Genomic DNA, 24,949 nt, shown 5'->3' on the forward strand with positions numbered 1-24,949 from the left:
CCTCACTCGGCGGGAACGGCGGGGGCTTCGGGGCGGGCACCGGCATCCGCATCCGCCGCGCGGCGGGGCGAGGTCTTGTGATGCGTGGCATAGATCATCGCGCCGACAAAGGTCAGCCCGCCGACCAGGTTGCCCAGCACGGTCGGGATCTCGTTCCAGATCATGTAGTCCATGATGGTGAACTGCCCGCCCAGAAGCAGCCCGGCCGGGAACAGGAACATGTTCACGATGGAATGCTCGAACCCCATGTAGAAGAAGACCAGGATCGGCATCCACATGGCGATGACCTTGCCCGAGACGGTGGTGGACATCATCGCCGCGACCACGCCGGTCGAGACCATCCAGTTGCACATGACCGCGCGGATGAACAGCGTCAGCATCCCCGCCGCGCCATGGGCGGCATAGCCGAGCGTCCGCCCCTCGCCGATATGGCCGATCTTTTCGCCGACCGCGTTCGGCGCCTCGGAAAAGCCGAAGGTGACGATGACCGCCATGAAGACCGCGACGGTGAAGGCGCCGGCGAAATTGCCGGCGAACACCAGCCCCCAGTTGCGCAGCATGCCGCGCGGCGTCACCCCCGGCCGGCGGTCGATCAGCGCCAGCGGCACCAGCGTGAACACCCCGGTGAGCAGGTCGAAGCCCAGCAGGTAGAGCATGCAGAAGCCGACCGGGAACAACAGCGCGCCGATCAGCGGCTCGCCCGTGTTCACGGTGACGGTCACGGCAAAGGCCGCCGCCAGCGCCAGGATCGCCCCGGCCATATAGGCGCGGATCAGGGTGTCCTTGGTGGACATGAAGACCTTGGCCTCGCCGGCATCGATCATTTTCTTCGCGAAATCAGCAGGATTGACGTAGGACATGATGCAACTCCTCAGGCGGCATTCGAGCGGGAGACGAGTTCGGCGCTGATCAGGACGCGGCCCCGCTCGACGCGAACGGGCCAGGTGCGGACCGCGCCCTCGTCGGCGCCCTGCGCGGCGCCCGAGTTCATGTCGAACACCCAGTTGTGCAGCGGGCAGGTCACGCGATCGCCATGAACCATGCCCTCGGACAGCGGGCCGCCCTTGTGCGGGCAGCGGTCGTCCAGGGCAAAGACCCGGTCGTCCAGCGTGCGGAACACCGCGACGCAGCCCTGCGCGGTGCGGATCACCCGCGCGCCCTGGCGGGGGATGTCGTCCAGGGCTCCGATGTCGACAAAGATGGTCATTCCGCGGCCTCCAGGGTCAGATCGGCAAGGGGCGCCCATTTGGGCGTCTCGGTGGTGGTGGAATGCTCGGCCCAGGGGTCGCGGCGATAGACCGACTGGCTGACCTCGAAGCGCTCGACCAGCGCGCGGCGGGTCGGCAGGTCCGCGACCTGCGCCTTCACCCAGTCGAGCCCGACCTTCGCCACCCATTTATAGGGCCGGTCCAGATAGCGCGCATGTTCGCGGTAAAGCTGGACGAAGGCGGTGATGATCTCGACCGCCTCGTCCTCGGAGGGGGTCGAGGCCAGGGGCTCGGTCTCCTTCACCTCCATCCCGGCGGCGCCGGCGACGCTGATCTGGTAGCCCGAGTCGACGCAGATCACGCCCACGTCCTTGCAGGTCGCCTCGGCGCAGTTGCGCGGGCAGCCCGAGACGCCCAGCTTGACCTTGTGCGGCGTCCAGGACCCCCAGAGCAGCTTTTCCAGCCTGATCCCCAGCCCGGTCGAATCCTGGGTGCCGAAGCGGCAGAACTCGCTGCCGACGCAGGTCTTCACCGTGCGCAGCCCCTTGGAATAGGCGTGGCCCGAGACCAGCCCGGCCGCGTTCAGGTCGGCCCAGATATGCGGCAGATCCTCTTTGCGCACACCCAGCAGGTCGATGCGCTGCCCGCCCGTGACCTTGACCATGGGCACGGCATATTTCTCGGCCGCGTCGGCGATGGCGCGCAGCTCGCCCGGCGTGGTGACACCGCCCCACATGCGCGGCACCACCGAATAGGTGCCGTCCTTCTGGATATTGGCGTGGTTCCGCTCGTTGACAAAGCGGGACTGGCGGTCGTCGCGATAGTCCAGCGGGTATTCGGCCAGCAGGTAATAGTTCAGCGCCGGGCGGCAGGAATGGCAGCCGCCCACGGTCTTCCAGCCCAGCTCCTGCATGACGGCCGGGATCGACTTCAGCCCCATCGAGCGGATCAGCCGCCGCACGTCCTCGTGGCTGTGGTCGGTGCATTTGCACATGCCGGCGGGGACGGGCGCGACGAAGCCGTCGCCCAGGGTCAGCTTCATCACCTGCTCGACCAGCCCGGTGCAGGTGCCGCACGATCCCGACGCCTTGGTGCAGGCGCGCACGGCGTCCAGCGTGTGGGCGCCGCCCAGAACGGCATCGACGATGGTGCCCTTGCAAACGCCGTTGCAGCCGCAGATCTCCGCCTCAGGCGGCAAGGCTGCAACGGCCGCCATAGGGTCCAGCGTGGTCCCCCCCTGGAAGGCCGGGCCGAAGATCAGCGTGTCGCGCACCTCGCTGATGTCGGTTTCGTCCTTCATCAGCCCATAGAACCAGTTGCCGTCGGCGGTGTCGCCATACATGACGACGCCGATGATGCGGTCGTTCTCCAGCACCAGCCGCTTGTAGATGCCGCGGCCGGGGTCGCGAAAGACGATGTCCTCGCGCCCCTCGCCTTCGGCGAAATCGCCGGCGCTGTAGAGGTCGCAGCCCGTCACCTTCAGCTTGGTCGCGGTCTGCACCGGGCGGAACGCGGCTTCCTCGCCCAGCAGGGTCCGGGCCAGCACCTTGGCCTGGTCGTAAAGCGGCGCGACAAGGCCAAAGACCTGGCTGCGATGCTCGACGCATTCGCCGAGCGCGAAGATATGCGGGTCGCTGGTGCGCAGGGCGTCGTCGACGACGATGCCGCGCTCGACCTCCAGATGCGCGTCATTGGCCAGCCGCACCTCGGGGCGGATGCCGACGGCCATGCAGACCAGGTCGGCGGCATGGACGGTGCCGTCCTCCAGCAGCACGGCCTCGGCCCGGTCGTGGCCCAGGATGGCCTTGGTCGCGCCCTTGCAATGCACCTTGATGCCGCGCCGCTCCAGGTCGCGCTGCAGCAGGTAGCCGGCGGCGGGGTCCAGCTGCCGCTCCATCAGGTGGCCCATCAGGTGGACGACGGTGACGCTGGCCCCCCGCGCCGCCATGCCGGCCGCGGCCTCAAGGCCCAGCAGCCCGCCGCCGATCACCACCGCGTCCTTGCCGGCGACGCCGGCCTCGATCATCGCATTGGTGTCCTCGAGGTCGCGATAGGTCACGACGCCCGGCAGGTCGCTGCCCGGCACCGGGATGATGAAGGGCGCCGAGCCGGTGGCGATGACCAGCGCGTCATAGGGCGCGCCGCCCGTGTTGGAATAGACGGCGCGATTGGCCCGGTCGATCCTGACCACCGGCTCGCCAAAGCGGCAGTCGACGCCATGCGCGGCATACCAGTCCGCGTCATGGGTGACGATCTGCTCATAGGTCTTTTCGCCCGACAGGACCGGCGACAGCATCAGCCGGTTGTAGTTGCCGCGCGGCTCGGCGTTGAACAGGGTGACATGCCATTCGCCGGGCGCGGCCTCGAACAGCTGCTCCAGCAGGCGGCCCGAGGCCATGCCGGCGCCGATGACGACGAGTTTCTTCATCGCGTGACTCCTTTCTCAGGCGGCTTGCAGGGGCGCGCGGCCCATCTGGCGGATCGAGGCATGCATCCAGAGCGCGCAGGCCCCGACCAGCAGGAACAGCGCCATGAAGCAGCTGGACCACAGCCCGGTCTGGTCGCGCAGCCAGCCGAAAAGCAGCGGCAGCAGGAACCCGCCCAGGCCGCCGATCATGCCGACGAGCCCGCCCACCGCGCCGACATGGCCGGGGTAATAGCTGGGGATGTGCTTGTAGACGGCGGCCTTGCCCAGGCTCATGAAGAAGCCCAGGACGAAGATCACCGCCAGGAAGACCGGCACCGGCACGCCCGAGGGGATCGAAAGGATCCCGGTCGCGGCCAGCGAGACGGCGAAGGTCGCATACATCACCGTCCGCGCGCCGATCCGGTCCGACAGCACCCCGCCATAAGCGCGAAAGATCGAGCCGGGGATGGAATAGGCCGCGCCGATCATGCCGGCGGTGGCGATGTCGAAGCCGTAGACCTGCGTCAGGTAATGCGGCAGCCACAGCGCCAGCGCCACGAAGCCGCCAAAGCTGAAGAAGTAATAGGCCGAGAAGCGCCAGACCCGGACCTGGCGCAGCGGCGCGAACTCGGCGCGCAGCGGCGCCTTGCGGCCGGCCCCTGCGGCGGTGACGGGATCGTCCTTGCTGAAAAGCCAGAACAGCATCGCGGTCAGCGCCAGCGCGCCGGCCCAGATCTGCGCGGTCGCCTGCCAGCCCAGCGCCAGCATGACGAAGGGCGCGGCGAACTTGGTCACGGCGGCGCCGACATTGCCGACCCCGAAGATGCCCAGCGCCGTGCCCTGCCGCCCCTCGGCATAGAAGCGCGAGACATAGGCGACGCCCACGGCGAAGGAGCCGCCGGCCAGCCCGACGCCCAGCGCCGCCAGCAGCATCTGCGGCCAGGTCGAGGCATGGGACAGAAGGAAGGTCGCGCCGGCGGCGGCCAGCATGGTCAGCGTATAGACGCGCCGCCCGCCCAGCCGGTCGGTCAGCACGCCCAGCGCGATGCGCACCAGCGAGCCGGTCAGGATCGGCAGGCCGATCAGCAGGCCGAACTGGGTCTCGGTCAGGGAAAGCTGCTCGCGGATCTGCAGGCCGATGATCGAGAAGATCGTCCAGACCGCGAAGCAGATGGTGAAGGCGAAGGTCGAGAGGCCCAGCGCGCGGCTGGCCTCGGAGGGCGGAACGGGGGAAACGGCGGGCATGGTGGCTCCGATGCGTTGCTGATGGCGAAGGCTGTCGGAAAGCGCGCGGCCAGGGCGGCGGGACGCCGCAGCGGGACTGCGCTTTCGGAGGGGAGGGATTTCCGCGCCCTTGCGGGAATCCGTGCCGCATCATTGCGAGCGGGCCGGTGGCACGCCATTGCGCCGGGCCATGGGACCAGATTGGGTCAGGATGCCGGCCGGATCAAGCCTTGATGCGGCATCGCAGCATCCGCCGCCCGTTCCGCCCGAAAGCCGGGCAGCATCGCGCCCGGCCTGCCCGCGAAACGCTCAGCCGGCGAAAGGGGGCTCGAAGATGGTGCCGTCGAAGAAGGCATCGGCGCGCAGAATCATCTGGCCCTTTTCGGCCGCGACCTCGCGGTCCTCGGCCAGCGCGCCTTCCAGCCGCGCCGAGGCGCCGGGCAGCGCCGCCCCCGCCTCGCGCAGGTGCTGGCGATAAAGATCGGTGCGGAAATGCGCCATCGCCTTTTCCATCGCCGGCGCCGGGTCCAGCCCATGCCGCGCGGCGATGCGCTGCGCAAAGAAGGCGGCCAGGCTTTTCCAGGGGAAGTTCGCCGCCCCGGCATGGAAGGCGATGAAGCCCGGCACATGGCGGATTTCGCCCGAGGGCGTGACCTGCAGCCGCCCGGTCAGCCCGCGCTCGGCCAGTTCGGTCGGCAGGTCCAGGTATTCGCGCCGCGACAGGATCTCGGCGGCGGTATCGCGGTTCTCGGGCTCGTCGAGCCAGCGCCCGGCGCGCCAGACCGCCCGCATCAGCGCGCCGGTCAGCTGCGGCTGGCCTTCGGTGAAGTCGCGGCGCAGCACCAGCCCCTTTTCCGGCGGCGAGGCCCAGATCGCGGTGCCCGGCAAGAGCAGCGAGGCAAGGCCGCGGTCCACCGCGCTCGACGCCCAGGGCTCGCCGACGCAGAAGGCATCGACCTCGCCCGCGGCCATGGATTCGGCCATCAGCGGCGGCGGCACGGTCACGACCTCCAGGGCCGGGCTGAAGCCGCTGGCGCCCAGCCAGTGCCGGATCAGTTCCAGCTGGGTCGAGAAATGGAAGGGCACGCCCACCCGCAGCCGGCCGGGCGCGGCCTCATGCAGCGCATGGGCGGCCTTGCGGGCATCGCGGAAGTCGAAGTCGTGGCCCTGCTCGCGCATCCTGGCGGCCAGGGCGGCGCTGACCGCGACCGCCTGCCCGCCCTGCGACAGGAACATCGCCAGGTCCAGCTCCGGCAGCGCCGGGCCCAGACCCAGCGCCTGCGCGACCGGCATCGGCACCAGCATATGCGCCGCCTCGATCAGCCCGGCGCCCAGCATGTCGCGGGCCTGCGCCCAGGCGCCCAGGCGCAGCAGCTGGAATTCCAGCCCCTCTTCGGCGGCAAAGCCCAGCTCGCGCGCCACGATCAGGGGCGCGGCGTCGATCAGCGGCACATAGCCAAGGCGCAGGGACGTCAGCGGCATGAGAGCAACCCCGCGGCAAGGACCAGCTGCTGCGCGATCTCGGCCACGCGCTTGCCCTGGTCCATCGCCGTCTTGCGCAACAGCGCATAGGCGGCCTCTTCGTCGATGCCGCGCGCCTTCATCAGCACCGCCTTGGCGCGGTCGATCACCTTGCGCTCCTCCAGCGCGGCGCGGGTCGCGGCCAGTTCGGCGCGCATGCGCTGGAACATGTGAAAGCGCGCGATGGCCGCGTCCAGCACCGGCTTGATCCGGTCCGGCCGCAACCCATCCACGACATAGGCCGAGATGCCGGCCTCGACCGCCGCCCGCGTCAGATGCTCGTCCGAGCGGTCCACGAACATCGCCACCGGCCGCTCGGTCGGGCCCGAGGCCAGCGCCAGCTCCTCGAGCACGTCGCGCGAGGGGTTGGCCAGGTCGATCAGCACGATGTCGGGCCGGCATTCGGCGATATGGCGCGCCAGCCCGGTTTCCTCGGAGATGATGCGGATGTCGTGGTCGCCGATCTCGCGCAGCCCGTCCACGATCGGGGCGGCGCGCTCGGGGTCGGGCTCGATGACGACGATGGAAAGGCGCTTGTCCATCTGCTTCCTGATCTGTGCCGCCCTTGCAGGTGCCATCGCAGCCGCACGCCCGCAACGCATCACCCCGTCGCCGTGCCGCCCCGCGCGGGATCTGCCCGCCCGGCGGGCAGTTTTCGGGCGGCTCTGCCCAAGGGGCGGGCAGGAAGGTTGCCGCGCCCGCTCCCTTGAGCCTGGCGGGGGTTTGGCTAATCTGGCGGCGACGCGCGAGCAGAGGGACACCATGCCAGAGATCATCCTGCTGACGGGCAAGGCCGCCCCCCTGCCCGGAAGCGACCAGAAAAGCGGCATCGACAAGCGCCCGGTGGACCGGCCGCTGGCGCTTGGCCCGGAGGGGCTCGAAGGCGACGAACAGGCCGACCGCCGCGTGCATGGCGGGCCGGAAAAGGCCGTGCATCACTATCCTTTCGATCATTATGCGGCCTGGCGCGAGGAACTTGGGCGGCTGCGCCCGGCCGAAGCACCGGGGGTTTCACACCCCCGGACCCCCGTGGGGTATTTGGAAAACGGAGAAATCATGGGGTTGCTGGGGGCGCCCGGCGCCTTTGGCGAGAATATCTCGACCGAGGGGCCGACCGAGGCGGAGGTCGCGGTGGGCGACATCTTCCGGCTGGGCACGGCGCTGGTGCAGGTCTCGCAGGGGCGGCAGCCCTGCTGGAAGCTGAATCGCCGCTTCGGGGTCGCGGACATGGCGCGGCGCGTGCAGGAAAGCGGCCGCACCGGCTGGTATTACCGCATCCTGCAGCCCGGCGTGGTCGCCCCCGGCGACCGGCTGGAGCTGGTCGACCGGGTGGCGCCGGAATGGACGCTCGGCCGGCTGTGGCATGCGCTTTACGTGGACCGGCTGAACCTGGGCGAGCTGCAGGGCATCGCCGGGCTCGACGTGCTGGCCGAGGGCTGGCGGCGCTACGCCATCCGCCGGCTGGAGAGCGGGCGGGTCGAGGACTGGTCCAGGCGGCTGGAGGGCAGCGCATGAGCCGGCCGCTGGTGATCTCGATCCAGAGCCAGGTGGTCATGGGCCATGTCGGCAATTCCGCCGCGGTCTTTCCGATGCTGGCCGCCGGGCTGGAGGTGGCGCCGATCCCGACGGTGATCTTTTCCAACACGCCGGATTACCCGACCCTGCGCGGCCGGGCCCTGCCGGGCGATTTCTTCGCCGACCTCTTGCAGGGCGCCTGGGACCGCGGCCTGCCCGAGCGCGCGGATTTCCTGCTGACCGGCTATATCGGCTCGGTCGAGGTGGCGCGGCTGACCGCCGATTTCGTCGCCCGCGCCAAGGCGGCGAACCCGCGGCTGCGCTATTACTGCGATCCGGTGCTGGGCGACGAGCAGCCGGGGCTTTATGTGCCCAGGGAGATCGCCGACACCTTCCGCGACCGGCTGCTGCCCATGGCCGACATCGCCTCGCCCAACCCGTTCGAGGTCGCCTGGCTGACCGGCCAGCCCATCGCGGAACTGGCCGACATCCCCCGCGCCGCCCGCGCCCTGCGCATGGCCCCCGAGGCGCGGCTGATCGTCACCGGCTGCAAGCTGCGCGAGACGGCGCCGGACATGCTGGAAAGCGTGATCCACGGTCCCGAGGGCCTGTCGCGCCACCCGACGCCGCACCTGCCGCTGGCCATGGCGGGAACCGGAGACCTGTTCGCCGGCCTTGTCGCCGCGGCGCTGGGAAGCGGGCGCAGCCTGGCGCAGGCGGTCGAATATGCGCAGGTCCAGACCTCGCGGGCGCTGATGCGCGCGGCGGCGCTGGGAACGAAGGAGGTCGTCCTGTGCGACCGCGATTTCCGCATGGCGCTGCTGGGGGCCTGAAGCCGCGCCCTGGCGGCGGAATTGCCGGCCGGCGCGCCCTTGCCGGATTGCGCCTTCATCGGCCGTCCTCGTATTCCCGCAACCGGCACGTGACCTCGAAGAGCGCCCGCGCCAGGTGCTTTTGCACCGAGCTTTCCGACAGCGCCATATGCTGTGCCACCTCGCGATAGCTAAGGCCCCGGATGCGGTGCAGAACGAAGATCCGCCGCGTCTTGTCCGGCTCGCCTCGAAATATCGAACAGCAAGGCGGAGGCCTGGCGCCGAGCGTCGTCATCGGATCACCGCCACGTCACCAGGATGACGGAGGCAGAGTTCGACGCATTCACGCGCGGGCTAGTCGATTGGGCGCGTGAGGCATATCGTGACCCCAATATCTGACCCCCGCCCCTTCGCCGAGGTGCTGCGCGACTGGATCGGTCGGCACGGCGGCAGCGCCTATGCTGCCGCGCCGCGGCTGCACACCACAGAGCAGACGCTGGGCCGCTGGCTGCGCGGCTCGACCTGCGCCACTGAGACGGCACAGCGGGCGCTGATGACTCTGGTGGATGAGGGGCGGGCCTAGGCTGTCAGCGGACGGACCAAGCCGGAGACCGTGCTGCAACGCCCCCCGCCGGAGGGCTCCCTGCGAGCGGTACGGGGGCCGATCTTGGTGACGCGTCATGCGTCTGGCGCATAGCTGGCCGAGGATCGAGGCTTGAAGGCGCCTTCAACCTCCCTTCATCCGCGCCGGTTTTTTTTGACGCAAAGCGCCGGTTTTTTGACGCGCTACACCTGCAAAGCCGGATCCGCAGGCAGGGGCCCGGCCCGGCAGGCCGGCCTGCGCCGGACCCTCCGGCAAGGCGATTGGCGGAAGGGAGTGGGAGTCGAACCCACCAAAGACTGACGCAGCCTCAACCGGATTTGAAATCCGGCCGCCCCACCAGGAACGCTTCCCTTCCATCGCCGCCCCTCAGGCGGCCTGCAGCCGGGCGCAGATCGCCGCCACGGCCCGGTTCGCATCTTCCAGCGCATGGCCGACCTCGCCGCCAAACCCCGCGCGCACCGCACCTATGGCATACATACCCGGCAACGATGTCTCGAGATGGTCGTCGACGGCCAGCGGTTCCTGGCCCTGCACCGCGCCCGGCGGCAGGAAGCCCGTATTCGGCACCAGCCCGACCATGGCGAAGAAGCCCTGCACCTCGACCCGGTCCTGGGCGCCGCTGCGCAGGTCGCGCAGCCGGGCATGGGAAAGCCCGCCCGCGCCCTCCAGCGCCTCGACCACGGTGCCGAAGCGGACCGAGATCGGCGCAGCGGCCCCGACCGCCTCGACGAAATCCGGCCGCGCGGTAAAGCGGTCGCTGCGATGGACCAGATGCACGACCGGGCAGTATTCGGCCAGGATCAGCGCCTCCTGCAGGGCGGAATCGCCGCCGCCCACCACCATGCCGGGCTTGCCGCGCACCATCGGGCCGTCGCAATCGGCGCAATGCGAGACGCCGCGATGCTCGAACTCGGCCTCGCCGGGGATGCCGAGCGCGCGGTGGCTGGCGCCGCTGGCGACGATCACGCTGCGCGCGGCGTGGCGTGCGGCGCCGGTGACGACGGTCCAGCCGCCGCCTTCGCCCGCCTCGATGGCGGTCACATGTTCGGGGATGTTTTCCACCCCCAGCTCGGTGGCGCGCATCATCAGCTCGGCCGACAGGTCGACGCCGGATTCCGGCATGCCCTCGGGGCCGGGCCAGAGCCTGTTGATGTTCAGCACCAGCCCGCCGAACATGCCGCCTTCGGCCAGCGCGACCCTGAGCCCCCGTTGCGCGGCCTGCCCGGCCGCCGCCATGCCGGCGACGCCGGAGCCGATGATGAAGATGTCGTAGGGATTGCTCATCTCGTTCTCCTGTTCTGGATGCGGGGTGGATGCGCCGGCCCGGCCGCGGCCGCGGCCGTCGCGTCATGCCCGGCCCGCAGCAAGCGGACATTGCCCTGGCGAAGCGTGACCCCCTGCCGGTCCAGGCATTCCAGGATCTCGATGGCAAGGGCGCGCCCGGTCCCGATCACGTCGCGGTAGTCCGCAGCGCTGAACAGCCCGTCCGCGGACCGCCGCGCCGTCTCGGCCGCCTTGCGGGCAAGCGTCTCGACGGTTTCGGGCAGGGCAAAGCGCTCGGGCGTGATCTTTACCGCCTCGCCCAGGGCGGCCTTGCGGTGAAGCAGGTCGCGGACCTTCTGCAAGGGGATGCTGGTCTGGACCGACAGTTCGCGGGCGCTGGGGATCTGGAAGCCGGCATCTTCCAGGATCGGCCAGATCAGCGACCAGCTTTGCTTGTCCTGCGGGTTTGCCGTGGAATCGAAGCCGGCCAGCCGCAATTGCGAGCCGACCAGTTCCAGCCCCCAACCCGCGGCGCATTGCCGGACCAGGTCGGCAAAGACCTCGGCCTCCTGTCCGGGCGCGATTTCCTTGTGCAGCCGGCTCAACTCGATCCCCTTGGCATCCTGCCGGGCGGCGTGAAAGCGCGCCACCGCCTCGGCAGCGCGCAGGCCCAGCCGCTCGGCGCGCAGGAAGGAAAAGGCGGTGGGGATGCGCGTCCTGGTCAGCGGCGCCCCCTGGGGCAGCAGCTCCAGCGCCTGCGGCAGCGGCATGGTGTGGATGCGGGCGAACCAGTCCATCGGCACCCCGTCCGGCAGGCCGTCCAGAAGCGCCAGCAAGCCCGCCCGCCGGTCGCGGCCGTCCAGCGCCTGCAAAACCGCGATCCGCCGGCTGCGGCGAGAGGGCGGAAAGGGATTGACCACGAAGCCGCCGCCGATGGTCCGGCTGGCCGATTGGTCGCGGATGATCAGCCGGTCGCCATGCGCGGCATGGACCGGGCGATCCAGCCGCAGCTGCGCCAGCGCCTCCTGCCCGGCCTCGATGGCGCCGCCGCGGCGCAGCGCCAGCCGGGCCGGGATGTCGGCGGCGCCGATATGCAGATGCAGCGGCGTCCAATGCGCCAGGGCCCGCGCCTCGCCCCGCAGAACCCGGATGCGCACGTCGATGCGGTCGGTCACGTGATCGGCCTCGGGGTGAACCAGCCAATCGCCACGCGCCACCGAGGCATGGTCGAGATTGGCCAGGTTGATCGCGCAACGCTCGCCCGCGCGGACCAGCTCGACCGGCTGGCCGTGGCGCTGCAGCTTGCGCACCCGGCCGCGGATGCCGGCGGGGCTGACCTGCAGGCTGTCGCCGATCCGCACCTCTCCCGCCAGCAGGGTGCCGCGCAGGACCGTGCCGCTGCCGGCGGCGACGAAGACGCGGTCCACGACAAAGCGCGGCCAGGCACCATCCTGCCGTTCCGGCGGGCTTTCCAGGGCGGCGACCTCGGCCAGCCGATGCCGCAGCGCCCCGATCCCCGCGCCGGTCGGTGCCGAGACGGCGATCTGCGGAATGGGCGGGAAGCCCGCGCTTTCCAGCAGCTCGTCGACCTCGGCGCGGACCTGCGCGATCCTGTCGGGGCCGGCCCGGTCGCATTTGGTGATGACCACCGTGCCGTCGCGCAGCCGGAGCAGGCCGAGGATATGCAGATGCTCGCGGGTCTGCGGCATCACCCCGTCGTCGGCCGCCACCACCAGCAGGGCATGGCCCACGGCATAGACCCCGCCCAGCATGTTGCGGATGAAGCGCTCGTGCCCCGGCACGTCGATGAAGCTCAGCATGCGGCCGTCGTCCAGCGGCAGATGGGCAAAGCCGACCTCGATCGAGATGCCGCGGGCCTTTTCCTCTTTCAGCCTGTCGGTCTCCATCCCGGTCAAGGCACGGACCAGCGTGGTCTTGCCGTGGTCGATATGGCCGGCCGTGGCGACGATCATGGCCGCCCCGCCACGGGCCGGGCCCGATGCGGCAGGCCGTTGCGCAGAAAGATGGCGCTGCGGGAAACCATGGCACGCTCCATTGTTGTCGATGATCCGGCTTGCGTCCGGCCCCGGCGGGCCGCGCGGGCCACGGGGGCATCGCGGCCACCCCTGGCCCATCCCGCACGGGGACCGCGCCCCCAGGGCTATTGCTTCAGCGCATCCAGCACGGATTGCGCGTCCAGCCCGGCCTTGGTCATGTCCTGCGCCCAGGCGGCGACCACGCCCTCGAATTTCTCCTCGAACTGGACGATCTGCTCGGGGGTCAGCTCGACGACGCTATGGCCGTTCTCGGCCACGATCCGGTCGCGGATCACCAGGGTTTCGCGATCCTCGTAGCTGCAAAGCTGGTCCTGCGCCTTCAGCCCGGCCTCGGCCACGATCTGCCGCACGTCCTCGGGCAGCTTGTTCCAGCTGGCCTCGCTGATGGCGAAGCCGACCAGGTTGCCGCCGAAGCGCGGGCCGTGGACCGAGTATTTCAGCAGGTTCTCCAGGTCGAAGTCGGGCAGGCTGACATAGGGATAGAACGTCCCGTCGATGGTCCCGCGGCTGAGCGAATCGTAAAGCTCGCCCACCGGGGCCTGGATCGGCACGGCGCCCAGCTGGCTGGCGGTCTTGCCGACGGCATTGCCGTTCGCGCGGATCTTCAGCCCCTTGATCGCCTCGATCCCCTCGGGCCGGACCCTGGTGGTCATCAGCACGTTGGGCGGGATCACGTTGGCGAAAAGCACGCGCATGCCCTGCGCCTTGTATTCGCTGTCGCCCAGAAGGCCGCCGGGCTTCACGATGTCCCAGACCATATGCGTGCCTTCGCAGGACGAATCGTAAAGCCCCGGCAGCTCGCCCGCGGTCGAAAGCGGCAGCTTGTCGGGGGAATATTGCGGGACGAAGAAGGCGATGTCGGCGATGCCCGAGGACAGCACCGACAGCATGTCCTTGCCCAGCTGGCCCGCCGGATAGACCTCGAAGCGGACGCGGCCGCCGGTCCTGGCGGTGATCTCGTCCGTCATGACCTGGCCGCCCTGCTTCCAGATATAGACATCCGCCGGCAGCAGATGCGCGACCTTCAGCGTGATCGTGTCCTCCGCCATCGCGGGCCCGGCCAGCAGCGCCAGCGCCGCGGCGGGACCGGCGAGGCGGCTGCCCTGTCGGAACACGGCTTTCCATGAAATCATGATGTCCTCCCTGATCTGTCTTCGCCGGCCGGGGCCTGGCGATCGGGCGTCTCCTCCACCCGGACGCAGGGATGATGCGGCAATTTCCAGCGCGCACCTACGACGAAAGCACCTGCATAGGCACCGCCTATGATCGACATCGGGCCGCGCCGGTATTCCCCGCCACGGCCAGGCCGCTAGGCTTGCGGGGGACCGGGCCATGACGAGGGGAGGGGCGGCAATGGATCTGGACATCAAGGGGTTGCGCGTCGTCGTCACCGGGGGCGCCCTGGGGCTGGGCGCGGAAATCGTGCGCCGTTTCCTGGCAGAGGGCGCGCGCGTCCATGCCTGCGACATCGACGAGGCGGCGCTTGGCCGGCTTGGCCGGCAGGACGGGCTGTCGCTGGGCGCCTGCGACGTGGCCGACCCGCAATCGGTCGAGCGGATGCTGGCCGCGGCGGTGCAGGCCATGGGCGGGCTCGACTGTCTCGCCAACAATGCCGCCGTCTCGGGGCCGCTGGCCCCGGTCGAGGAAACCGAGATCGCGGCCTGGGAACATTGCCTGCGGGTCTGCCTGTTCGGGCAGTATTACTGCTGCCGCTTTGCCGTGCCGCATCTTCGGCGCTCGGCGAACGGCTCGATCGTCAACCTGTCCTCGGCGGCGGGGAAGTTCGGCTTTACCAACCGCTCGGCCTATGCCGCGGCGAAATCGGGCATCCTGGGCCTGACCCGCACGCTCTCGCGCGAGCTGGGACCGGCTGGGGTCCGCTGCAACGCGGTGCTGCCCGGCATCATCGACGGCGACCGGCTGCAGCGCGTGCTGGCGGCGAATGCCCAGGCGCAGGGCCGCAGCCCCGAGGCGGTGGCGCAGGATTGGCTGGCCCATGCCTCGATCAAAAGGATGTTGAAGGCCGGGGAGGTGGCTGACATGATCGCTTATCTGGCCTCGCCGCGGGGGCGCTCGATCTCGGGGCAGGCGATCAGCATCGACGGCGACCTGCAAATGCTCGCCTGACCGTTGCGGGCGGAGGAGGCGCGGCATGTCCCGACCAGCCATACCGGCGCTTGCCGGACATGCCCGGCCATGACGGCCGTGGACAACAAGCCGCCGCGGCTGGAGCTGCGGCAGCTGCGCTACGTGGCCATGGTGGCGGAATGCGGCAGCATCACCCGCGCCGCCGCCCGGCTGGGCATCGCCCAGCCCTCGCTGTCCGAGGCGCTGTCCCGGCTTGAACAGGATCTCGACACCGCGCTGCTGGTGCGCGGCAAGCATGGCGTGATCCTGACCGAGGCCGGCGCCACCCTGGCCGAGACCGGGCGGCAGGTGCTGGACACCATCGACACCGCGCTGGAGCAGGTCCAGAAGCTGGGCCACCAGAGCCGGCGCGAGATCGCGGTCGGCCTGCCGATGACGCTGACCGGGCTGATGGCGGTGCCGCTGGCCGACAGCATCGCCCACGAGCATCCCGACATCCGCGTGCAGATCACCGAGGCGACCACCACGGTCCTGCTGGAGCAGCTGGCCAGCGGCGCGCTGGACCTTGCGGTCTGCTATGGCGGGGCGGATTTCGACGCCTTCGCCGCGCAGCCGATCTTCGAGGAAGAGCTGTTCCTGGTCGCCGCCTCGGACAACTGGAGCGAAAGCCCGGTCATCGACGGCCTGGCTCAGAAGGCCATCGCCTTCGATCGCCTGGCGGATCTGCCGCTGGTCCTGCCGGCAAAGCAGAACCCGATGCGACTGATGCTGGATCGCCTGGCCAAGGCGCATAAATGCGAACTGAAACCGCTGCTGGAGCTGGATTCGCTGCTGAGCCTGGTGACATTCGCCAGCCGGGCCAGCGCGCATATCGTCCTGTCCCATGCCGCGGTGGTCAAGGAGGTGGCGAACGGGACGCTGGTGCTGGTCCCCTTCCGCGAGCCGGCGCCAACCCATACCGCCTATCTGCTGCGCCGGCGCGATCGGCCGGTTTCCTCGGCCAGCCTGCTGGTCGAGCGGATGATCCTGTCGGTGCTGGCCGAGATGATCGCCCGCTATCGCCTGAAGGCGCGGCTGCTGAAACCGGCCGGCGACTGAGGCGCGTCAGGGTGCGCCGGGACGCGCCCAGTAGGGACACGTTTTCATAACCTTGTTCGGGGACGTGTCAGGGTGCGCCGGGGCGCACCCCGCGCCTGGTTCAGGGCAGCCGGATCTTCTTCGTCACCGCCATGTTGCCGAAGGTCGCGCAATACGAGTTGTGATAGGCCTCGGGGCCCCCCGCCACCGCGATCAGGATGTCCTCGGCCCTGGCCGTGACCATGTTCCTGCCGTCGATGATGTTGCGCGAGTTCTGCTCGACCGCGCTGACCTCCTGGGGCAGTTCGCTGGCCGGAAAGGTGGCGCGGCGGAACAGCTCCTCGCGGATGCGCGGCTTGTCGTAGCCCTGCTTGGCCAGCAGGTCGGCATGGCCGGGATTGAGGAACAGGATCGGGTTGCCTTCGCCCAGCAGCATGTTGTTGGCGGCAAAGGACACCATGCCGCTGGCCAGCGTGCGCAGGATGCTCTCGGCCTGCTGGAAGCACACGAACATGTTGCCGATGTCCTGCACGCCGACCACGGTGACGGTGCTGTCCTCCGGCTCGAAGCCGCGCTCGACATGCAAGGGCACCCAGGGGCTTTCCTCCTCGGCCTCGCCCAGGCACATGGTGTATTTGCCCGGCTGGCCCAGGGTGGCCTTGTCCACCTCTTCGGGGATGGCGCCGCCGATGTTGAGCATGATCAGCCGGATCGCCCGGCCGATGGTGGCATTCGCCCGCCGCCCCGGACCCAGCGCATTGCGCCCGCAGTTCAGGTTCAGCTGCTGCCGGACCGGGCCGTTGACCAGGATCAGCGGCCCGACCGGGTTGGTGGTGGTGGCGACGCCGAACAGGTTGAACTGCGGCTCGACCAGCGCCTCGACCGCCGCGATCAGCACCGGCATGTATTCCGGCAGGCAGCCGGCCATGACGGCGTTGACCGCGATCCCGGTCACGGTGGCCAGATGGTTGGCCGGCGGGATCACGGCGATCTCGTCCGAGCCGGGCCGGCCCGATGCGGCGATGAACCGCTGCACCAGGTCGTCGGTGGGCGGGATGACCGGCATGCCGTCGGTCAGTCCCATGCGATAGAGCGTGTCGAACAGCTCGGCCGGATCGGCCGGCGCCTCGATCATGGCGGCGTTCTGCTGGTTCATTCCGTATCTCCCCCGCCTTGCCGCCCCGCCCCGACAGCGCCCGGTGCGATCAGGCCGACATAGGTCTCGACGATGGTTTCGGTGACGCGCGCCACCTCTCCCTCCGCATAGAATTGCGGGTTGAGCGGAAAGACGATGGTGGGCAGATCCGGCATTCCCCGTCCCGTGCGCGCCATCCTGGCAAGCGCGGTGAAGCGTTCGGTGACAAAGACGACCGAGGGGATTCCGCGTTTGGTCAATTCGATGCAGTCATGGACACTCCACGACGTGCATGAGCCTCAGTTGGCCAGGCCGACGACGGCAAAATCGCCCAGCCGAGCGGCCTCGGCGATCACGGCCTCGTCGACGGCGGTGCTGACCGGGACGTCGAACTGGATCACGTCCTTGACGCCATAGCGCGACTTCAGCGCGGCGCCCAGATGGTCGATCATCTCGTCCATGCAGGTCCAGTGGTTGTTCAGCACCACCATTGTCTTGCCCTGCAAGCCGTTGATCTTGGGATAAAGCTGCGCCGCGGCATCGCGGGCCTTGGCGCGCGGATCATGGATAAACAGTCGTTCCGTCATGGTTCCCTCCTGAAAACGCGGGGGGCGCGATGGCCCTGGTGCCCTGGATGATCCGGCAGAACGGCCCGTGAGGCAATCGCCGACCCGGCCGCATAGGCGCCCCCTATGCCAAAGCCGCGGCGCGCCTAGGCATGGCGGGGGGACAGGCCCGGCCCTGGGTCGGCGCGGCGCGGGCGCTCGCATGGGGCAAGGCCGGCGACGTGCCGGAACGGCCTCCCCTGGCTCCTATGGCATTCATAGGCCCGCTTCAGATTCGTTGACGGTGCCGGCCGCCGCCGACTAGGCTGCATGTGTCGTGGCTGTCCAGCCGAACGCGACCCCGTGCAACGTCGGAGGTTCCGATGGCAGTTGCGGCAGCACCCCGCATCATCCCGGCATCCTCCCGCAACCAGAGGACCAGACCATGCCCAGCACCAGCCGACGCAACATGTTGAAACTCGCCTTGGCCGCCGCCGCGATCCCCGCGGTGCCGGGCCTGCTGCGGGCGGCGCCCGAACCCCGCGGCTTCGCCCCCGCGCCCGGCGACTGGCGCAGCTTCGAGCTGCGCACGCGGGTCAGGCTTGCGCCGCAGGGCCCCGCGCAGATCTGGCTGCCGGTGCCCTCGGCCCAGTCGGACTACCAGCGCTCGCTGGACGACAGCGTGACCGGCAATGCCAGCGAAGCCGCCTTCGTCACCGATCCGGCCAGCGGGGCGCGGATGCTGCACGCGCGCTTCGACGCCTCGGTCGCCGAGCCCACGGTCGAGCTGGTCAGCCGCATCCAGACCCGCAACCGCACCGTGGACTGGAGCCGCACCTCGGAGGTGCAGGAAGACCCGGCGGTGCTGGAAGCCGCGCTGAAGGGCTCCAGCCTCAAGCCGCTGGACGGCGTGGTGCTGGACCGCGCGCGCGAGATCACCCAGGGCGCCACCACCGACCGCGAGAAAATCGCCGCGATCTATGCCTGGATCGTCAACCATTGCTATCGCAACCTGGACACGCCCGGCTGCGGACCGGGCGACATCCAGGCCACGCTGACCTCGGCCGGGCTCGGCGGCAAATGCGCCGACCTGAACGGGCTTTTCGTGGGGCTGGCCCGCGCCTCGGACATGCCGGCGCGCGACATCTACGGCGTGCGGGTGGCGCCCTCGGCCTTCGGCTACAAGCAGCTGGGCGCAAACAGCCCCGACGTGACCGGCGCGCAGCATTGCCGGGCCGAGGTCTGGCTGGCGGGCCACGGCTGGGTGGCGATGGACCCGGCGGACGTGCTGAAGGTGATGCGGGCCGAGACGGACCGCTGGATCAAGGATCCGGCCGACCCGCTGGTCGCACCCGTCAACGCGGCGCTTTTCGGCAATTGGGAAGGCAACTGGGTCGCCTATAACACCGCCAGCGACGTGACCCTGCCCGGCGCGAACGGCGCCCCGGCCCTGCCCTTCCTGATGTATCCGCAGGGCCTGAACGCCCAGGGACGGCTGGACGAGCTGGACGCCAAGGCATTCTCCTACGAGATGACCGCGCAAGAGGTCTGAGCAAGCCCCTCGGGCAGGCGTTCCGGTCCCGGATGCCTGCCCGAGGGGCCGCGACAGGGGCGGCGCAGCGACTTTCGGCTTTGCTGCGCCGCCGCCTGTCGCCACAGCGGCATGTCGGGCCAATGGCTACAGGGCGCAGAGCGCGGCGCAAAGCCGGTCGATGTCCTCGCGCGTGGTATAAAGGCCCAGGCTGGCGCGGCACAGCGCCGTGACCCCCAGCGCCGCCATCAGCGGCTGCGAGCAGAAGGAGCCGGCGCGCACGGCGATGCCCTCCTGGTCCAGCAGCGCCGCCAGGCACTGCGGCGATCCCACCCGCTCCAGCCGGAACGAGAACAGCGGCCCCTTGCCCGGCGCCATGCCGAACAGCTCGATCCCCGGCACCTTGGCCAGTTCCGCCTGCGCATGGGCGACCAGGGCCTGCTCATGCGCGCGGATGCGCGCCATGCCGATGCCGCCGAGATAGCGCAGCGCGGCGCCCAGGCCGATCTGGGCGACGATCGCCGGCGTGCCGGCCTCGAACCGCAGGGGCGGCGCGGCATAGGTCACGGCCTCGCGCGTGACCTCGCGGATCATGTCGCCTCCGCCGCGATAGGGCTGCATCTCGGCCGCCCGCTCGCGCCGGACCCAGAGCGCGCCCGAGCCCGAGGGGCCATAGAGCTTGTGCCCCGCCAGCGCATAGAAATCGCAGCCGATGGCCTTTACGTCCACCGGCGCATGCACCGCGCCCTGCGCGCCATCGACCAGCACCGGCACGCCCCGCGCCCGCGCGCCGGCGCAGATGGCGGCCAGGTCGACCTCGACCCCCAGCACGTTCGACATCTGCGTGACCGCGACCAGCCGCGTCCGCGGTCCGATGGCGTCGATCACCGCCTGCGGGTCGAGCCAGCCGCCGGCATCGAAATCGACCCATTTCAGCACGACGCCCTGGCGTTCGCGCAGGAAATGCCAGGGCACGACATTGGCGTGATGCTCGGCCGCGGTCAGCACGATCTCGTCGCCCGGCCCCAGCCGCGGCGCGGCCCAGGCGGCAGAGACCAGGTTGATCCCCTCGGTCGCGCCCGAGGTGAAGATCACCTCGTCCTCGTCGGCGTTCAGGAAATCGGCGACGATGCCGCGCACGGATTCGTAGCGCTCGGTCATCACGGCGGACAGGTGGTGCAGCCCGCGATGCACGTTGGAATAATCCTCGGCATAGGCGGACATCACCGCATCCAGCACCGCCCGCGGCTTCTGCGCCGAAGAGGCGCTGTCCAGATAGCACAGCGGCTTGCCGTTCACCCTGCGCGCAAGGATCGGGAAGTCACCGCGCAGCTCCAGCGTCTCGATCATGGGTCTCTCCGTTCCTGGTCGCGCCCGCCGATGCGGGCGGGCATGCATGAACCCAACCACGGCGCAAGGCCGGGGCGCAACAAACAGCCGCCCCTATGCCATTCATAGGCGGGGCTGTGCCCTTGGTTGACAGCCTTGCCCGGCCCGACCAAGCTGCAGGCGACAATGCGAGGGAGGAGCCTTGCAGATGGATTAGCTGGACACGCCCTGACCGCGCGCGGTGCCGCAAAGGCCGGCCTGCGCCGTTCCATCATCCCCATCCCGCCCCGAACCCCGGATCGCCCCGATCCGGCAGCCGGGCCTTGGCCGAGGACCAGCCGGAATGACCGACGAAACCGTCTTCGATGCCGGCGCGCTCGGCTGCGGCGAGCTGGTGGTGCTGTTGCGCATCCGCTTGCGCAAGATGCCGGGGCGGGTGCTGCGCGTCGTCGCCACCGATCCCGGCGCGCCCGAGGACATTCCCGCCTGGTGCCGCATGACGCGTTGCGACCTGCTGCGCCACGACCCGGCCACCCATTCGTTCTGGATCCGGTCGCGCGACGACTGGAGCTGAACCCGACCCGCATCAATCAGGAGAAACCCATGCCCGGAAAATTCGTCGTCTCGATCAGCTGCGCCCGCGACAATACCGACAAGGCCACCGTCGGCTTCGTGGTGGCCAATGCCGCCGTCGCCTCGGACAAGGAGGCCGTCGTCTTCCTGTCCATCGAGGGCACCCGGCTGTCGCAGAAAGGCTATGCCGACGGCATCCACGAGGAAGGCTTCGCGCCGCTTGCCGAGTTGATGGCCAGCTTTGCCGAGGCCGGGGGCGAGATCTACGTCTGCTCGCCCTGCTTCAAGAAGCGCGGGCTGGACGAGGACAGCCTGATCGCGGGGGCCAAGGTGGTGGGCGGTGCCAAGCTGGTCGAGTTCATGTCCGACGGCGCCCCCTCGATCTGCTACTGACATGACCCGCTGGAAACCCATGCTCGCGGCCTTCGTGCTGGCCTGCGCCGCCTATGTCGGCCTGTCGTTCCTGCTGTTCGAGATGCCCAGGTCGGTCGCCGACGCGCTCGACTGCGGCTTCCTGCCGGAAGAGTTCGTCGCCTCCGGCACCCTGACCTTCGACCGCAACCGCGCCTTCGCCGTCAGTTTCCTGCGCAAGCAGGAATATCTGACGGCGGCCACGGTGGGCGTGGCGGTGGCCTTCGCCGTCTTTGCGCTGCGGACCGGGCGCAAGGGCGGCGGCGCCATCGCGGCGGGCGGCGGGCTGATGGCGCTTGGCGCGGTCTGCGTGTCCTGCCTTGCCCCGGTGCTGTCGGTGGTGGGCCTCGGCGTCATCGGATCGGCGTTGGCGGGCGTGCCGAAATGGTTGTTGCTGGTGAACACGCTGGCCCTGACCGGCTGGGGGATGCTGTTCCTCTCGCGCCGGGCCGGATCCTGCGCGCTGCCCGCGCGGCGCGTGAATCCATAGGGGATGGCCATGAAACGCATCTTCCTTTCCCTCGCCTGCGCGGCCGCCCTTGCCACCCCCGTCCATGCCGAGGATTCCGCCCTGCTGATCCCACCCAGGGACGGCTGGCCCCTGGCCAACCCCATGGCCGCGGCCGAGATCGCCCCGCCACCGTTCTCATTGCCGACCGAGCGCGGGGTGAACCCGGCCTATGTCGCGGGCCTGCCGGGGTTGCATCAGGGGCTCGAGACCTTCGACGACTTCGACCGCCGCTCGCTGAAGCACGACAGCGTGCTGATCCGCCAGAGCCGGGTCGAGAACGGCGAGGTCGTCATCCCGCCGGGCGGGCTGGCCTATCTGGAGGACAGCTGGGGCGGCGAGGTCGCCCTGCGCGGCGAGAAGGTGCCGATCCTGGGCCGGACCGCGACCTATATCGACTACGACATGACCGTGGTGATGCAGAAGGACGTGACCATCCCCGCCGGCCAGGCGGTGGCGGTGGGCGGCACCGTCTATCACTACTACGCCAGCATCGGGCACGAGCAGATGGTGAACCACACCCTGCATGTGCGCACCATTTCCGGCCTCGACTGGGAATGGGCCTTCGGCTCGCCCGCCTTTTCCACCACGGAACCGAACTGGTGGGGCAATTCCTTCGCCCAGCTCTACAACCAGGGCAAGCTGCGCGAGATGAGCCGCGAGGCGCTGGTGTTCGACTGGCTGGCCGGGGTGCGGATGGACCGCATGACCTATGCCGAGACCGAGGTGTTCAAGGGCCTCGCCGCGCCGGGCGACGCCTGGACCATGGGCGGGCAGACCCTGCGCGTCGCCGCGGTGGATGAGGCCGCCGGCACCGCGACGGTGGAACTGGTCGAGGGCGGCGCGGTCGTCGCCGCCAAGACCCTCGGCCCGGTGCTGTCCGACCGGCTGATCGAGGACCACGACGCCCGCAAGGCGCTGGTGTTCGAGCATGGCGACGTGGTGGCGTTCCTGTCGCCCTGGCCCGCGGCGTTCGAGGGCGGCAAGGTCAGTCTCAAGGTCTACGGCGATGCCTTCGCCTTCGACTACGGCGCCGATTTCGCCCGCGACCCGCGTTTCGCGGTCTGGCCCGTGACCTGCCCGACCGGCCACGCCTTCGGCTTCATGCTGACCAACAAGCAGGAAATCCGCCTGAAACCCGGCCAGTCCGTCGACGGGCCCGAGGGCTATTTCAAGGTCGTGGTCAACAGCGTCGAGGGCGATCACGTCACCTCCTGGCATGTCGAGGACAGGCAGGGCAACCGCTCGGCCGATCTGGGCGGGCCGCAGATCGCCAATGTGGACCTGGTGCTGGGACAGGGCCGCGTCACCGGCCAGTCGATCTTCAAGGATCTGGGCCGGGTGCTGCTGGCGCGCAGCTACGGCACCCAGGTCGCGCTGGAAACGCTGGCCAGGCCCGAGGGCGGCGTGGCCCCGGCCCCGGCGGCTGCGCCGATGACCGCCTCGGTGGTGCCGGTCCCGGCCGGGGCGCCGCTGTCGCCCGCGCTGTTGCTGACGCTTGCCGTGGCGGTGATCGCCTCGGGCGCGATCGGCTATGAACTGGCCCGCCGCCGCCGCGGCTGACCCATGGCCCGCCGGGCAGCCGGCGGCCCCCTTTCGCCGGAGGAACCGCCCATGACCACCCCCCATCCGCTGCCGCCCGACGTGTCCTTCGACGGCGGCGACCTGGATTGCGGCAACGGCCTTTTGCTGCTGATCCGCAAGCATATCGACCCGCTGCCGCGCGGCGGCCTGCTGGAGATCCTCTCGACCGAGATCTCGGTCGACGAGGATCTGCCGGCCTGGTGCCGGATGACCGGCAACGCGTTCCTGTCGGTCCATCGCGAGGGAAGGCAGCGATCCTTCCTGATCTGCAAGGGCGCGCTGTCGGAACGCCGGGCCGAGCCGCCGCCCGCCGTTCCCGCCGAACCGGCCCCCCTGCCGCCGCGGGTAGCGCGCCCCGTCCCGCCGGTGCCGCCGCTGGCGGTGATGGGCATGGGCTCGTGGCCGCGGCCGCGCTGGATGGTCGAGGCCATGCACGCCCATGTCGAGGGCCGCCTGTCCGAGGCCGCCTTTCACCAGACCGCAGACGACGCGGTGCGGCTGGCCGTCGCCGCGCAGGAACGCGCCGGCGCCGATGTCGTCACCGACGGCGAACAGCGCCGCGACAGCTATGCCAGTTTCGTCGCCACCCGGCTGGAAAACTGCCAGCTGATCCCGCTGACCGACCTGCTGCCCCTGGTCGACCACCCCGAGGAGTTCGAGGCCGAGCTGCGCGCGCTCGACATCCCCGCCGGCGATGTGCGCCACCCGGCGGTCTTCGGCCGGCTGCGCCGCACCCGCCCCATCGTCGCGCATGAGGTCGATTTCGCCCGCGCGCTGACCGACAGGCCGGTCAAGGTCGCCCTGCCCGGCCCCTATCTGCTGACCCGGACCATGTGGATGGAATGCATCTCGGACCGCGCCTATGCCAGCCGCGAAGAGATCGCCGCCGACATCGTGCGCGTCCTGCGCGAGGAACTGGCCGAGCTGGTCGAGGCCGGCGCCGCGCTGATCCAGTTCGACGAGCCGGTGCTGTCGGACGTGGTCTTTTCCGGCGCCAAGAACAAGCGCAGCTTCATGTGCGGCGCGCTGTCGGAAACGCTGGCGCCCGAGCATGAGCTGGGCTTTGCCCGCGACCTGCTGAACGCGGTCTTCGACGGCTTCGACCGCGACCGCATCGCGCTGCATGTCTGCCGCGGCAACTGGACCCCCGACGAGTCGGTGGCGCTGAGCGGCAGCTATGCGCCGTTGATCGACACCCTGGCCCAGGTCCGCGCGGGCGCCTATCTGCTGGAAGCCGCGACGCCGCGCGCGGGCGACATGTCGATCCTGACGGCCCTGCCCGAGGACGCGCGCATCGGCGTGGGCGTGTTGAACCAGAAGCTGCAGGCGGCCGAGGCGGTGGACGATATCGCCGCCCGCATCGCGCGCGCCATCGCGCTCTTCGGGCGCGAACGGGTGCTGCTGCATCCAGATTGCGGCTTCGCCACCTTCGCCGACAACCCGATCTGCTGCGGCGACCTCGCCTGCGACAAGATCGCCGCCATCGCCCAGGCCGCGGCGAGGTTCCGGTGACCTCGCCAAGACCCTGTCGCATCGCCGCCGGGCCGCGCATCATGG

24 protein-coding genes and 1 tRNA gene are annotated in these 24,949 nt (G+C 69.9%); 11 read left to right on the forward strand and 14 right to left on the reverse strand.

Features of this window, described 5'->3' with window-relative positions; translation table 11 throughout:
- Positions 1 to 2 precede the first annotated feature (2 nt).
- From E3U25_RS08445 to E3U25_RS08470, 6 genes are all read right to left on the reverse strand, one after another.
- Positions 3 to 860: a formate/nitrite transporter family protein gene (locus tag E3U25_RS08445; protein ID WP_116220653.1), complete on the reverse strand. Its 858-nt coding sequence runs from the start codon at positions 858 to 860 to the stop codon at positions 3 to 5.
- A gap of 11 nt (positions 861 to 871) precedes the next feature.
- Complete coding sequence (gene nirD / locus E3U25_RS08450) at positions 872 to 1,207, reverse strand: nitrite reductase small subunit NirD (RefSeq protein ID WP_036753448.1); 336 nt, start codon at positions 1,205 to 1,207, stop codon at positions 872 to 874.
- Positions 1,204 to 3,636, reverse strand: coding sequence for a nitrite reductase large subunit NirB (gene nirB, locus E3U25_RS08455; RefSeq protein WP_116220652.1), 2,433 nt, complete (start codon positions 3,634 to 3,636; stop codon positions 1,204 to 1,206). Before nirB ends, nirD begins: the two co-directional genes overlap by 4 nt.
- Before the next feature lie 15 nt (positions 3,637 to 3,651).
- Positions 3,652 to 4,860 (reverse strand): MFS transporter, encoded by a 1,209-nt coding sequence (locus tag E3U25_RS08460; RefSeq protein ID WP_116220651.1) that lies wholly within the window; start codon positions 4,858 to 4,860, stop codon positions 3,652 to 3,654.
- Positions 4,861 to 5,148: 288 nt separating this feature from the next.
- Positions 5,149 to 6,321 carry a CmpA/NrtA family ABC transporter substrate-binding protein gene (locus E3U25_RS08465; RefSeq protein ID WP_116220650.1) on the reverse strand — a complete coding sequence of 391 codons (1,173 nt, stop codon included), beginning with the start codon at positions 6,319 to 6,321 and terminating at the stop codon, positions 5,149 to 5,151.
- Positions 6,312 to 6,902, reverse strand: a complete 591-nt coding sequence (locus E3U25_RS08470; protein ID WP_036753460.1) for an ANTAR domain-containing response regulator — start codon at positions 6,900 to 6,902, stop codon at positions 6,312 to 6,314. Before E3U25_RS08470 ends, E3U25_RS08465 begins: the two co-directional genes overlap by 10 nt.
- A 220-nt stretch (positions 6,903 to 7,122) precedes the next feature.
- On the opposite strand from E3U25_RS08470, the gene E3U25_RS08475 reads away from it, so the two are divergent.
- Together E3U25_RS08475 and pdxY are read left to right on the forward strand one after the other, a co-directional pair.
- Positions 7,123 to 7,875 carry an MOSC domain-containing protein gene (locus E3U25_RS08475; protein WP_116220649.1) on the forward strand — a complete coding sequence of 251 codons (753 nt, stop codon included), beginning with the start codon at positions 7,123 to 7,125 and terminating at the stop codon, positions 7,873 to 7,875.
- A complete protein-coding gene (gene pdxY / locus E3U25_RS08480) occupies positions 7,872 to 8,708 on the forward strand; it encodes a pyridoxal kinase (protein WP_072462259.1) in 837 nt (278 codons plus the stop codon). The genes E3U25_RS08475 and pdxY overlap by 4 nt, the downstream gene beginning before the upstream one ends.
- 55 nt (positions 8,709 to 8,763) lie before the next feature.
- Here pdxY and E3U25_RS08485 read toward each other — a convergent pair whose 3' ends face one another.
- Complete coding sequence (locus E3U25_RS08485) at positions 8,764 to 8,982, reverse strand: RNA polymerase sigma factor (protein ID WP_244294864.1); 219 nt, start codon at positions 8,980 to 8,982, stop codon at positions 8,764 to 8,766.
- An 87-nt stretch (positions 8,983 to 9,069) separates the two neighbouring features.
- Here E3U25_RS08485 and E3U25_RS08490 point away from each other — a divergent pair, with 87 nt between their 5' ends.
- Positions 9,070 to 9,270: a hypothetical protein gene (locus E3U25_RS08490; RefSeq protein ID WP_114536667.1), complete on the forward strand. Its 201-nt coding sequence runs from the start codon at positions 9,070 to 9,072 to the stop codon at positions 9,268 to 9,270.
- Between the two features lie 282 nt (positions 9,271 to 9,552).
- Here E3U25_RS08490 and E3U25_RS08495 read toward each other — a convergent pair.
- The 4 genes from E3U25_RS08495 to E3U25_RS08510 all read right to left on the reverse strand — a co-directional run bounded on the left by E3U25_RS08495 (position 9,553) and on the right by E3U25_RS08510 (position 13,744).
- A tRNA-Sec gene (locus tag E3U25_RS08495) sits at positions 9,553 to 9,646 on the reverse strand.
- 11 nt (positions 9,647 to 9,657) lie between these two features.
- Entirely contained in the window at positions 9,658 to 10,575 is a 918-nt protein-coding gene (locus E3U25_RS08500) for an NAD(P)/FAD-dependent oxidoreductase (RefSeq protein ID WP_116220648.1), read from the reverse strand.
- Positions 10,572 to 12,527, reverse strand: a complete 1,956-nt coding sequence (gene selB, locus E3U25_RS08505; RefSeq protein ID WP_166435381.1) for a selenocysteine-specific translation elongation factor — start codon at positions 12,525 to 12,527, stop codon at positions 10,572 to 10,574. Before selB ends, E3U25_RS08500 begins: the two co-directional genes overlap by 4 nt.
- Positions 12,528 to 12,715: 188 nt before the next feature.
- Positions 12,716 to 13,744, reverse strand: coding sequence for a TRAP transporter substrate-binding protein (locus E3U25_RS08510; RefSeq protein ID WP_083539108.1), 1,029 nt, complete (start codon positions 13,742 to 13,744; stop codon positions 12,716 to 12,718).
- Positions 13,745 to 13,964: 220 nt separating this feature from the next.
- On the opposite strand from E3U25_RS08510, the gene E3U25_RS08515 reads away from it, so the two are divergent.
- Together E3U25_RS08515 and E3U25_RS08520 are read left to right on the forward strand one after the other, a co-directional pair.
- The gene (locus tag E3U25_RS08515) at positions 13,965 to 14,738 is read left to right on the forward strand and encodes an SDR family oxidoreductase (RefSeq protein WP_116221662.1); all 774 of its coding nucleotides are present in this window, start codon (positions 13,965 to 13,967) and stop codon (positions 14,736 to 14,738) included.
- Between the two features lie 69 nt (positions 14,739 to 14,807).
- Positions 14,808 to 15,797, forward strand: a complete 990-nt coding sequence (locus E3U25_RS08520; protein ID WP_036753478.1) for a LysR family transcriptional regulator — start codon at positions 14,808 to 14,810, stop codon at positions 15,795 to 15,797.
- A 100-nt stretch (positions 15,798 to 15,897) separates the two neighbouring features.
- Here the strand turns inward: E3U25_RS08520 and E3U25_RS08525 are convergent, their stop codons facing one another.
- Both E3U25_RS08525 and E3U25_RS25030 read right to left on the reverse strand, forming a co-directional pair.
- Positions 15,898 to 16,932: a hypothetical protein gene (locus E3U25_RS08525; protein WP_116220645.1), complete on the reverse strand. Its 1,035-nt coding sequence runs from the start codon at positions 16,930 to 16,932 to the stop codon at positions 15,898 to 15,900.
- Positions 16,929 to 17,681: a UGSC family (seleno)protein gene (locus E3U25_RS25030; protein ID WP_425355719.1), complete on the reverse strand. Its 753-nt coding sequence runs from the start codon at positions 17,679 to 17,681 to the stop codon at positions 16,929 to 16,931. The genes E3U25_RS08525 and E3U25_RS25030 overlap by 4 nt, the downstream gene beginning before the upstream one ends.
- A 220-nt stretch (positions 17,682 to 17,901) precedes the next feature.
- Between E3U25_RS25030 and E3U25_RS08540 the strand changes: the two genes are divergently transcribed.
- Positions 17,902 to 19,008: a transglutaminase-like domain-containing protein gene (locus E3U25_RS08540; RefSeq protein WP_116220643.1), complete on the forward strand. Its 1,107-nt coding sequence runs from the start codon at positions 17,902 to 17,904 to the stop codon at positions 19,006 to 19,008.
- A gap of 126 nt (positions 19,009 to 19,134) precedes the next feature.
- Here E3U25_RS08540 and E3U25_RS08545 read toward each other — a convergent pair whose 3' ends face one another.
- Positions 19,135 to 20,337, reverse strand: a complete 1,203-nt coding sequence (locus tag E3U25_RS08545) for an aminotransferase class V-fold PLP-dependent enzyme (RefSeq protein ID WP_116220642.1) — start codon at positions 20,335 to 20,337, stop codon at positions 19,135 to 19,137.
- A 322-nt stretch (positions 20,338 to 20,659) separates the two neighbouring features.
- On the opposite strand from E3U25_RS08545, the gene E3U25_RS08550 reads away from it, so the two are divergent.
- From E3U25_RS08550 to E3U25_RS08570, 5 genes are read left to right on the forward strand one after another with little or no spacing between them, the layout of a single operon-like run.
- On the forward strand, positions 20,660 to 20,890 hold the full coding sequence (locus tag E3U25_RS08550; RefSeq protein ID WP_036760382.1) for a sulfurtransferase TusA family protein: 231 nt from the start codon (positions 20,660 to 20,662) through the stop codon (positions 20,888 to 20,890).
- Positions 20,891 to 20,919: 29 nt separating this feature from the next.
- Positions 20,920 to 21,282: a DsrE family protein gene (locus E3U25_RS08555; RefSeq protein WP_116220641.1), complete on the forward strand. Its 363-nt coding sequence runs from the start codon at positions 20,920 to 20,922 to the stop codon at positions 21,280 to 21,282.
- Position 21,283: 1 nt separating this feature from the next.
- The gene (locus E3U25_RS08560) at positions 21,284 to 21,790 is read left to right on the forward strand and encodes a hypothetical protein (RefSeq protein WP_116220640.1); all 507 of its coding nucleotides are present in this window, start codon (positions 21,284 to 21,286) and stop codon (positions 21,788 to 21,790) included.
- A gap of 9 nt (positions 21,791 to 21,799) precedes the next feature.
- Entirely contained in the window at positions 21,800 to 23,371 is a 1,572-nt protein-coding gene (locus tag E3U25_RS08565) for a hypothetical protein (protein ID WP_140847270.1), read from the forward strand.
- Between the two features lie 51 nt (positions 23,372 to 23,422).
- Positions 23,423 to 24,904, forward strand: a complete 1,482-nt coding sequence (locus tag E3U25_RS08570) for a 5-methyltetrahydropteroyltriglutamate--homocysteine methyltransferase (RefSeq protein WP_116221661.1) — start codon at positions 23,423 to 23,425, stop codon at positions 24,902 to 24,904.
- Positions 24,905 to 24,949 lie beyond the last annotated feature (45 nt).

Origin of the sequence: Paracoccus versutus, from assembly GCF_029909795.1 — a bacterium.
GTDB lineage: Bacteria > Pseudomonadota > Alphaproteobacteria > Rhodobacterales > Rhodobacteraceae > Paracoccus > Paracoccus versutus.

What these genes read in the sequence shown, in the direction of transcription:
- E3U25_RS08445 (WP_116220653.1), bottom strand. Translation starts at nt 860, where the DNA reads ATGTCCTACGTCAATCCTGCTGATTTCGCGAAGAAAATGATCGATGCC.
- nirD (WP_036753448.1), bottom strand. Translation starts at nt 1,207, where the DNA reads ATGACCATCTTTGTCGACATCGGAGCCCTGGACGACATCCCCCGCCAG.
- nirB (WP_116220652.1), bottom strand. Translation starts at nt 3,636, where the DNA reads ATGAAGAAACTCGTCGTCATCGGCGCCGGCATGGCCTCGGGCCGCCTG.
- E3U25_RS08460 (WP_116220651.1), bottom strand. Translation starts at nt 4,860, where the DNA reads ATGCCCGCCGTTTCCCCCGTTCCGCCCTCCGAGGCCAGCCGCGCGCTG.
- E3U25_RS08465 (WP_116220650.1), bottom strand. Translation starts at nt 6,321, where the DNA reads ATGCCGCTGACGTCCCTGCGCCTTGGCTATGTGCCGCTGATCGACGCC.
- E3U25_RS08470 (WP_036753460.1), bottom strand. Translation starts at nt 6,902, where the DNA reads ATGGACAAGCGCCTTTCCATCGTCGTCATCGAGCCCGACCCCGAGCGC.
- E3U25_RS08475 (WP_116220649.1), top strand. Translation starts at nt 7,123, where the DNA reads ATGCCAGAGATCATCCTGCTGACGGGCAAGGCCGCCCCCCTGCCCGGA.
- pdxY (WP_072462259.1), top strand. Translation starts at nt 7,872, where the DNA reads ATGAGCCGGCCGCTGGTGATCTCGATCCAGAGCCAGGTGGTCATGGGC.
- E3U25_RS08485 (WP_244294864.1), bottom strand. Translation starts at nt 8,982, where the DNA reads ATGACGACGCTCGGCGCCAGGCCTCCGCCTTGCTGTTCGATATTTCGA.
- E3U25_RS08500 (WP_116220648.1), bottom strand. Translation starts at nt 10,575, where the DNA reads ATGAGCAATCCCTACGACATCTTCATCATCGGCTCCGGCGTCGCCGGC.
- selB (WP_166435381.1), bottom strand. Translation starts at nt 12,527, where the DNA reads ATGATCGTCGCCACGGCCGGCCATATCGACCACGGCAAGACCACGCTG.
- E3U25_RS08510 (WP_083539108.1), bottom strand. Translation starts at nt 13,744, where the DNA reads ATGATTTCATGGAAAGCCGTGTTCCGACAGGGCAGCCGCCTCGCCGGT.
- E3U25_RS08515 (WP_116221662.1), top strand. Translation starts at nt 13,965, where the DNA reads ATGGATCTGGACATCAAGGGGTTGCGCGTCGTCGTCACCGGGGGCGCC.
- E3U25_RS08520 (WP_036753478.1), top strand. Translation starts at nt 14,808, where the DNA reads ATGACGGCCGTGGACAACAAGCCGCCGCGGCTGGAGCTGCGGCAGCTG.
- E3U25_RS08525 (WP_116220645.1), bottom strand. Translation starts at nt 16,932, where the DNA reads ATGAACCAGCAGAACGCCGCCATGATCGAGGCGCCGGCCGATCCGGCC.
- E3U25_RS08540 (WP_116220643.1), top strand. Translation starts at nt 17,902, where the DNA reads ATGCCCAGCACCAGCCGACGCAACATGTTGAAACTCGCCTTGGCCGCC.
- E3U25_RS08545 (WP_116220642.1), bottom strand. Translation starts at nt 20,337, where the DNA reads ATGATCGAGACGCTGGAGCTGCGCGGTGACTTCCCGATCCTTGCGCGC.
- E3U25_RS08550 (WP_036760382.1), top strand. Translation starts at nt 20,660, where the DNA reads ATGACCGACGAAACCGTCTTCGATGCCGGCGCGCTCGGCTGCGGCGAG.
- E3U25_RS08555 (WP_116220641.1), top strand. Translation starts at nt 20,920, where the DNA reads ATGCCCGGAAAATTCGTCGTCTCGATCAGCTGCGCCCGCGACAATACC.
- E3U25_RS08560 (WP_116220640.1), top strand. Translation starts at nt 21,284, where the DNA reads ATGACCCGCTGGAAACCCATGCTCGCGGCCTTCGTGCTGGCCTGCGCC.
- E3U25_RS08565 (WP_140847270.1), top strand. Translation starts at nt 21,800, where the DNA reads ATGAAACGCATCTTCCTTTCCCTCGCCTGCGCGGCCGCCCTTGCCACC.
- E3U25_RS08570 (WP_116221661.1), top strand. Translation starts at nt 23,423, where the DNA reads ATGACCACCCCCCATCCGCTGCCGCCCGACGTGTCCTTCGACGGCGGC.